This window comes from Vibrio fujianensis (assembly GCF_002749895.1).
Lineage (GTDB): Bacteria > Pseudomonadota > Gammaproteobacteria > Enterobacterales > Vibrionaceae > Vibrio > Vibrio fujianensis.
The window spans coordinates 169,669-175,020 of the sequence record NZ_NBUS01000039.1 but is presented as its reverse complement, the minus strand read 5'-3'; the positions used below and the strand labels follow the sequence as shown (position 1 = coordinate 175,020).

Annotated in this window: 6 protein-coding genes; 2 read left to right on the top strand and 4 right to left on the bottom strand. The window is 47.4% G+C overall.

All coding sequences use genetic code 11. From position 1 onward, the window contains the following. The 4 genes from B7C60_RS05590 to B7C60_RS05575 form a co-directional block, all read right to left on the bottom strand. Positions 1-1,654 (bottom strand): YjbH domain-containing protein (locus tag B7C60_RS05590; RefSeq protein WP_245868622.1); only part of this gene is annotated, 1,654 nt, incomplete at its 3' end. 5 nt (positions 1,655-1,659) lie between these two features. Next, complete coding sequence (locus tag B7C60_RS05585) at positions 1,660-2,460, bottom strand: capsule biosynthesis GfcC family protein (RefSeq protein ID WP_099610806.1); 801 nt, start codon at positions 2,458-2,460, stop codon at positions 1,660-1,662. A gap of 3 nt (positions 2,461-2,463) precedes the next feature. After that, a complete protein-coding gene (locus tag B7C60_RS05580; protein WP_099610805.1) occupies positions 2,464-3,141 on the bottom strand; it encodes a YjbF family lipoprotein in 678 nt (225 codons plus the stop codon). 78 nt (positions 3,142-3,219) lie between these two features. After that, positions 3,220-3,465 (bottom strand): hypothetical protein, encoded by a 246-nt coding sequence (locus tag B7C60_RS05575; protein ID WP_099610804.1) that lies wholly within the window; start codon positions 3,463-3,465, stop codon positions 3,220-3,222. 434 nt (positions 3,466-3,899) lie between these two features. On the opposite strand from B7C60_RS05575, the gene B7C60_RS05570 reads away from it, so the two are divergent. Then, positions 3,900-4,403 carry an outer membrane beta-barrel protein gene (locus tag B7C60_RS05570; protein ID WP_099610803.1) on the top strand — a complete coding sequence of 168 codons (504 nt, stop codon included), beginning with the start codon at positions 3,900-3,902 and terminating at the stop codon, positions 4,401-4,403. Positions 4,404-4,489: 86 nt separating this feature from the next. Continuing rightward, positions 4,490-5,352, top strand: an 863-nt coding sequence (locus B7C60_RS17965) for a polysaccharide biosynthesis/export family protein (protein ID WP_245868621.1), incomplete at its 3' end; no start/stop codon positions are given.

Sequence of the window (5,352 nt, the reverse complement as noted above, 5' to 3'; positions counted from 1 at the left end):
CGACACCTAGCGCCCAATTTTGGTTGAGTGGGCGATACAGCCATTCAGTTCCCACCCCGGCAAACATGCTTTCAAGGTAACCGGCATAAAATTGGTTATACATGCCAGCCCCTAAATGGTCGAAATAGGTCAATTGAGCATGGTTCACTCGCACCGTGTCTTCCAAATATTCCCGGCTTAACGTTCGAACGCGTTTTAGATCGGTGCCATCCGGTGGCACGGTATACTTAAACTTATCGTAGTTATCATAAATATTGCCATACAAGCTACCAGACAGTAACCAGTGATCATTAAAGCGCCAACTGGCATCCGCTCTCGCGCCGATAGCAAATAAATAGAAACTTTCCGAGCCGCCAAACGACTGTTGCAGCACCGGAGAAAGGCCAAACTGCCATGCTTTATCGTGTTGAGTGTGTTGTTCTCCATCAATCGGCGAGGGCTCTTGCACCGCTATCGCGTCATTGATGGTTGCGCCAATATAGGCTTGATCAAGCACTTGATGGGCCTTATCGCTATCGATCACCACCTCGGTTAACGGCTGTTGTTGACGAGTTTCTATCACGCGGATTTGCTCGGTGACAATACCACTGTTCAACACCACCCGGGCGAGCCGATCATAACCTTCTTGTCGATCACGGTAACGTTTTTGTTCACCCGTAATCGTCACGGCATTGTCGCTTTGATACACCCGCAGTGATTGATAACCAGAAACATTGGCCATCTGTTCGGTTACGGCTTGCCACTCTTCATTGGTTAGGTCGGTACGAGGGGCCGACGGCGCATAAGCTGGTTTGGGTTCATCTAACCATAACGGCTTAATGTGAGAAAAGTTACTATGCAAACGCAAGCCAAGGTTAACGCTATTGCCGCGCTCATAACTGACTCGTACACTGGCCCAATCGCTTAAGGCGTAGTTCATGCCAATGTTCCAAGGTGTGGATTGCGGAATCGTCACTTTGCCCGCCGTTACTGGATAATCACTGCGGTAATCATTCCCGTCATATTCAATTTTGAACGAAAGCGGCGGATGCGGCGTTTGATATTCAACCCCACCAAACAGTGCCATGCAGCCGGTAAACATGCGCTGGACATCAAAACTGCCACCATTACCTTTGTAATCGGTATCCCGGCCACAATCACTCGAGCGTGTTTTGTCACCGTGTAAATTGCCTCGGTTACCTAAATAGCCCCAGCCGATGCCGAGGGTAAAATCGAGCGGCCCCCACCGTTTATTGGCGGCGAGGTATTCACCATCATATAAGCCTGTACCACCAATATCTTGCAAGCCCAACGAAACTTGCGGTAGCCAATAACTCTCTTGCCATAAACGAATTTTGGCATCAAACGATTTATCAGTATATTTGGTATTGCCGCTAAATGACGGATCGTTGCTATACAACATGTCATGAGTTTGTGCATAACGAGCGGTGGTCTCTAACCATGGAAACAGTTGCACCGAGACAGTGTAAAAATCATACACGTCATTGTGGTTATAGGCGGCACTAAATTCTCCTTCCGGTTGCATGCGAGCACTGGGCATTTGCATCAGGCCGGTGCCACCAAAATTCGATTGAGTATAAGACTGTGCGCCGAGCGGTAAAGCACAGCACAACAGGCTCGCATAGCTTAAGTATTTTATCGAATCACTTAACATCGTCGTTATTCTCTCGGCAGTTGATGGCGTAGCAGTTCAACCACCTGCTGATTGAGGTGTGCCAGTTCAGTACGGTCAATGGTTGATCCAAAGGCAGCGCTAAATGGAACGTAGATGATCGCCCCGGGTAAAATTGTCAGCGGTTGGGCATTCCAATAGCCAACCGGATGCGCTTCAACATCGCCATTGGGTTGGATGACGCTTACTTCACCGAGCGTGGGTTGTAGCCATTGCGCTCGTTGCGCATAGTCACCAGCACTGAAAGTCGCCTGCCACACTTGTGGTTCTGAATGGCGCACCGCACCCAATACGGTCACCGTTTGATGTTCGCCTAACAGAGGGAGGTAAAGGGAAAATTGGCCGCGTAATAATGGGTTATGGCCACTGACCACTCGGATAACATCAGGATCTAACGTAATCAATGCGCGTTTGGCAAAGTGTCGCTTACGCAGCTCATTACGCAATTGTTGCCAAGCGCTCGCTTGTGGTTCAGGCACACGATTTTGCCATTCGGCTAGCGTTCGGAGCAGAGTTGTGGCGAGAGGAAACGGTTCATGCAAACAAAACAAGCGACTATTTTGCCAGTCAATCCGTAGAGTACTAAGCGCGGTAGGTTGTGATTGCAACGCTTGTAAAACCATCGCATCCAGCCTAACTGGGCCATCGGCCACCAGCGTGACAGAAGGAGTATTGCCAGCAACGCTAACTTGAGCGACAAACTCGCCTTGAGAGAACGGCGTATTAGCGAGCAGTGGCAAACTGAACCCCAGCCAGCCCATGGCACAGAGTAAGGTGATAAAACGCATGGTTTATTCTCCCGCAAACGGTTTAGCAATAGAAAGGGTCAGGCGAGCCCCTTGTGGGCCTAAGTATTGTTCACTGGCGATCACCCGACCAGTGCTCGGGCTTAACCAATAGCGGTTTTGATAATGCTGTTGACTGGCAGTGAGCGTGACATTTTCTTCGACCAGAAGCAAAGTGTGCTGGCCTGTTGGTAAGGTTTTTTCTTGTTGACCATAAACACTAAATTGAGATTTCGCTGGCTCTATATAGTTTTGTTGATCTCGTTGCCAGTGCAATTGATACCACCAGGTGGTCGGGGTGTTAGGGTCAAGTAAATTTAAGCTCAGTGGATCAGGCGTTTTTGCTGTGACCGATAAAATATTGCCCACCACTAAATTGGCTGTTTTTGTGATGCGTCCAGCTTCAGTAACCACTAACTCCTGTTGGTTAGACACCCACTTCAAGGCGAGTGGTTCCCCTTGACCAGGTTCGGCCCAAGCTAATACCAGTAATGCATTTGGGTCATTCTCTAATCCAACAAACAGCGAAGCGTAGGGCAGGGTTTGGGCATACTCAGCGGTGGCTCGCTCATCATTAACCCCCATCAGGGCGACGGAAAGTGTTTCAGAGAGTTGCTGAGTTTGAGGGGCGCAGCCCACCAAGGCCAAGAGAGTAAACAGTAATCCATGATAAGCGCAACGCATCTCACCATCCTTTATCGAGAACCAAGTAAAAAATAAAGCCGCCTTAGGCAGCTTTATTCATGTTAAAACAGCAAGCAATTATTTTTGTGGATTGCTCACTGACGTTGCAGTGTCGTTATCACTCGCCGCCACGGCAGCGACGGCTACGGCTGCAGCCATAGTTGCTGCTGCTGTGCCTGCTGCAACGCCACCTGCTGCTGCGCCAGCAGCACCGGCACCGCCTGCACCACCAGCGGTACCAGAAGCGGCCGCGGTTGTTTCAGCAGCAATTGCGCCTTGTGCCATTGCAAAGGTTGCTAGCAATACCATTGCGGTCTTTTTCATAGTTAATCCTTATCTAACTTATTTTTAAACATCGATGTTATGAAATGAAAACTCATTTCACAGCTCATTTTAGGGCCAATGTCGAAACAATGTAAATATTTGCTGCATAAAGTTGCTTAAATAAGTGGAATTGTCCGGTTGTTGGCTATATCACCGACCAATTATGGTGATACTGATCAAACTTTGTATGGGACTAGGACGAGATCGCGAAAATTATTAATTTTATTAATAGAAATGTAATTTAATTTTTCGATTAATTAAATCAATGTTTATGACTTTTTGTGGTTGATAGCCCTATCCCATCTGTGCATAATCTTCGCCACATAAAAAATAACAATATCGGCTGGCTCCAGCAATGCGTGTACAACGTAGGGCGGTAGCGTGCCTAAAATAGAATTCCTTAAGGAATATGATTAACAACGCAGGGAACACGCATGAGATGCAATAAAGCATGCCTCACCTTAGGCCTGATCAGTGCTGGCCTATTTTCATTCTCGGCACATGCCGAACTCTACAGCGGTTTAAGCCTGGCTTATAGTGATGCCGAATATCGGGCATCCACCTGGCAAGATGCCTCTCCTCTTTTAGCTCAAGTTCAATTGGGTTACTTCTTTTCTGATTATTTAGCACTTGAAGGGCGTTACTCCACCAGTGTAAAACGTGAAGAAGGCTTGTCCATCAATGGCTTATCCAGCGTTTTGTTCAAAGCTAACATGCCCACCACCGATCGCCTCGCGATGTATGCTGTCGCGGGCTATTCCTACGTGCGTGCTGATTATCAACATCAAACCAATAATGACAGTGGGGCTTCGTTTGGGGTCGGTTTCCACTACGCACTGAGCGGTAAAACCGCGGTTACGGGTGAGTTTATCAATTATCTTGCTGGTGATGATGTGCGTTTAACCGCTTTACAATTGGGTATGCAGTTTAAGTTCTAGGTTCTAGGTTCTAGGTCCTAAGTCCTAGAACCTAGGATCTTAGACTTAAAACGCATCACTTTCCTATTCAACCATCGGAAAACACCATGTTTGACAGACGCTTTACCTTTTTTGCACCGTTATTACTTTGTATGCTCACTAGCCAAGTCTATGCACAAGGTCCTACAGCGGCTCAGATCAGTATGTTTCAAAATTTGCCAACGGCTCAAAAGCAAGCTTTAGCGAAAGAATATGGTATTGATCTTTCCCAAGGAGTCTCTAGCCCAACAGAAAAGCACGAAGAAGTAAAAACTCAAGAGCCAAGAGAAACAGACACCGAGCATGATCTCAATGATCAAGATAAAAACAGTAAGGAAGTTCAAGCGAATAGATTAAAACGTTTTGGTGTCAATTTATTTGCTTCTTCGCCGTCCACTTTTGCCCCTACCAATGACTCTCCGGTTCCGAGTGACTATCCAATTGGCCCCGGGGATGAGATTGTCGTTCAGCTATTTGGTAAAGAAAACCTCATTCACCGTTTACGGGTGAACCGTGAAGGCGTGATTAACTTTCCTTCTCTTGGCCCGATTTCGGTTGCAGGTCTCTCTTTTAGTGAAGTTCGTGCAAGTTTGAGCCAACGCGTTCAAGAGCAGATGATAGGGGTTCGTAGCGACATCACTCTTGGTGAGCTACGCAGTATGCAAATTTTTGTTATGGGCGAGTCCTATAAGCCGGGTGCCTATACCGTTAGTGCATTAACCACCATATCACAAGCGATTTACCACAGCGGTGGGTTTAGCAAAAGCGGTGCATTACGCAACATTCAACTAAAACGTCATGGTCAAGTCGTGCAAACGTTAGATATGTACGATCTACTATTAAAAGGCGATACCAGTGCAGATGTCCGTTTGATGCCGGGCGATGTTGTATGGATTGCGCCGGTGGCTGACGTTGCTGTCATTGAGGGACA

What these genes read in the sequence shown, in the direction of transcription:
- B7C60_RS05570 (WP_099610803.1), top strand. Translation starts at nt 3,900, where the DNA reads ATGAGATGCAATAAAGCATGCCTCACCTTAGGCCTGATCAGTGCTGGC.
- B7C60_RS05580 (WP_099610805.1), bottom strand. Translation starts at nt 3,141, where the DNA reads ATGCGTTGCGCTTATCATGGATTACTGTTTACTCTCTTGGCCTTGGTG.
- B7C60_RS05575 (WP_099610804.1), bottom strand. Translation starts at nt 3,465, where the DNA reads ATGAAAAAGACCGCAATGGTATTGCTAGCAACCTTTGCAATGGCACAA.
- B7C60_RS05585 (WP_099610806.1), bottom strand. Translation starts at nt 2,460, where the DNA reads ATGCGTTTTATCACCTTACTCTGTGCCATGGGCTGGCTGGGGTTCAGT.